Below are 2,503 nucleotides of genomic sequence, written 5' to 3'. Positions count from 1 at the left end.
TACGGGGGAAGTTCAGGTATAGTAAATCCCTTGATAGATAGGGTTTGCGGCAAAAAGTAGGGGAGAATCATTCGGATAGAAAATCTACGGTTTCACCGATAGGTTATTGCCCGAATGCTTCGCCCCTACAGGACGCGGGCCGATGAAGACGCCAGGTTTTGAAGCACGATTCTCTCAAAATCTTGCACCTGTGGGAGCAAGAAAAGCCACAAAACCCCTACCTTGCCTACATTTCACATTTATTCAGCAAACCCTACATATAGTTTATTTTTTGCAAATTCCCTTGGTTTTTTGCCGCATTTATCAACAAGATTAAGCCGTTTCCTCACTCCCTCCCGCATGAATCATTGCCCCTTGCCTCTTGCCCGACTCCTGAGGGGCTTTTCTTTGTCACAGAATTGACATCCGGCCGTTATAGTCCTGACAAATGAGAGTTATATGCTGAAGTTAATCCAGCAAAGGAATAAATCATTTCCCCTAACCCAGCTTTCCTCAAGCTTCCTAAACAGGGTCTAGGGGAAGTTTATTTTTCTGCTGATTTTACCCGTTCTTTGCTCACAACATGGTCAAAATCAATCCCCGTCCCCGCGCCTTTACCTGCCATGGAGAAAACCGCTACCCAGCCCGAAAAGAAAATTTTTCTAGAACTTGACAAGCCTTGAGGGTAGGGAAGACAGTCAGGCAGACTAACCTAAAAAGGTTTTTTGGGCGAAAAATAGTTTCTTCCCCTTCTGTCTCCCTAAACACAGTCTTAGCTCTGATGGCGAGCATAATCATCCTGAAAACGGACTATATCATCCTCTCCTAAATATTCCCCATTTTGTACTTCAATTAACACCAATTTGATCACCCCGGGGTTTTCCAGGCGGTGAGCGGTACACTGCGGCACATAAGTGGACTGATTGGCTCCGAGAATTTCTTCGTTATCTCCACAGGTGACTTTTGCCGTTCCCGAAACGACAATCCAGTGTTCACTGCGATGGTAGTGCATCTGTAAACTGAGACGATGACCCGGATTCACTTCAATGCGCTTGATTTTATAACCAAGACCTTCTTCTAGAGTGGTGAAAGAACCCCAGGGCCTAAATTCTGTTGCTGCCGATTCTACGCTCGAAATAAGCTGAAATGGTGCCACATCTTGAGATGCGATCATTATATTATGTCTCCATTGCTAGGTCTGATCTTAGTCCAAGATAGCAGCAAAAACCCTAGATGGCATCTAAATCAGTGATCAGTAAACAGTAAACAGTAATCAGTAATCAGTGAACTGAAAACTCAAATCTGATCACTGATCACTGATTTAGTCTTCGTCGGTGTTGAGAATACGGGGAACCCGGAAATAATCCCCTTCTGGGGCCGGCGATTCTTGCACTAAGACCTCGTGATCGGGATAAAGTCTATTACTATCGGCGCGAGTGATATTTTGAATTTCGATCGCTCGCGTGGTGGGTGGCACATTTTCCGTGTCTAATTCGCTTAACTGGTCGAAATAATCCAGTATCCCGCTTAATTGCCCCGCAAATTGTTCTTCTTCGCCGCTATTAATCTCTAAACGGGCTAAATGGGCGATTTTTTCAACTGTAGCTCGATCGATCATGGGAGAAATGATGAATGATGAATTATGAATGGGGGAATGGGGGAGTGGGGAAGTGAGGGAGTGGGGATAATAAATAAAAGCAATCTCCTGACGACCGACTCCTGAATTCTGACTCCTGACGACCGACTCCTGAATTCTCAATTTAGAAGAAAACATCAATTTCCGATCGCCCGGTGATTTTCAGCCAGTTTTGGGCTTCAATATAGTTATTGGGGGCTAATCGGATGGCTTGTTTCCAGTATTCTGCCGCTTTGTCGTAGAGTGCTTCCGCTTCGGCCTGTTGACCGTCTTCTCTAGCTTTTTCCCCTTGAAAATGGTAAATAACGGCGATATTATTCAAAGCGGAGGGCATTCTGGGATTAAGTTGGATAGCTTCTTCGTAGTATTCCAGAGCCTTTTCATGCTCGCCATTACTAGCGTGGATAATGCCGATATTGTAGAGGATATAACTGCGATCGTTAGGATCCTCTTCTAATGTTAAAGCCTCATAGTAATTATCGAGGGCTTCGGCGTATTCGCCGTCAGCTTGGGCAGACATCCCATCGCGGTAATAAACAAAGGCTTCCTTGGCTTTTTTATTGGCGGGGAGTATCTTTAAAATGATATCCGCCATGACGGTAAAAGATTTATCAATAAAATTATCGTTACGTTGAGTGCGTGGCATAGTTAGGACGATTAGGCGATCGAGATGACTATCTACCTTTATAGCACTCGCGAGCAACCCTAGGGCTGTTTTTCCGATTTTTCTGGCTAGGGTTTCGATTTATACTAAATCCGGTTATTAAAGAATGATTATTTATTCCCCCTTTTGCCTATTGCAAGAGTGGGCGTTGTCAAATTGAAAGATGCTCCGAATCAGCTTGGAACTGAAATTACTTTGATAGCAAGGATTGCATTATTAGGGGT

General features: G+C 44.3%; 3 protein-coding genes. All 3 read right to left on the bottom strand.

What is annotated here, in order from left to right:
• Positions 1-751: 751 nt before the first annotated feature.
• Complete coding sequence (locus IM500_RS23690) at positions 752-1,153, bottom strand: phosphomannose isomerase type II C-terminal cupin domain (protein WP_002760121.1); 402 nt, start codon at positions 1,151-1,153, stop codon at positions 752-754.
• 147 nt (positions 1,154-1,300) lie between these two features.
• On the bottom strand, positions 1,301-1,597 hold the full coding sequence (gatC, locus tag IM500_RS23685; RefSeq protein WP_190720036.1) for an Asp-tRNA(Asn)/Glu-tRNA(Gln) amidotransferase subunit GatC: 297 nt from the start codon (positions 1,595-1,597) through the stop codon (positions 1,301-1,303).
• 142 nt (positions 1,598-1,739) lie between these two features.
• Positions 1,740-2,261: a photosystem I assembly protein Ycf3 gene (locus tag IM500_RS23680; RefSeq protein ID WP_002770118.1), complete on the bottom strand. Its 522-nt coding sequence runs from the start codon at positions 2,259-2,261 to the stop codon at positions 1,740-1,742.
• Between the last annotated feature and the right edge of the window lie 242 nt (positions 2,262-2,503).

Source organism: Microcystis sp. M179S2, assembly GCF_020245805.1.
Taxonomy (GTDB): Bacteria; Cyanobacteriota; Cyanobacteriia; order Cyanobacteriales; family Microcystaceae; genus Microcystis; species Microcystis aeruginosa.
Note: the sequence above shows the minus strand (reverse complement) of the source record. Positions and strands in the feature narration are given on the sequence as shown.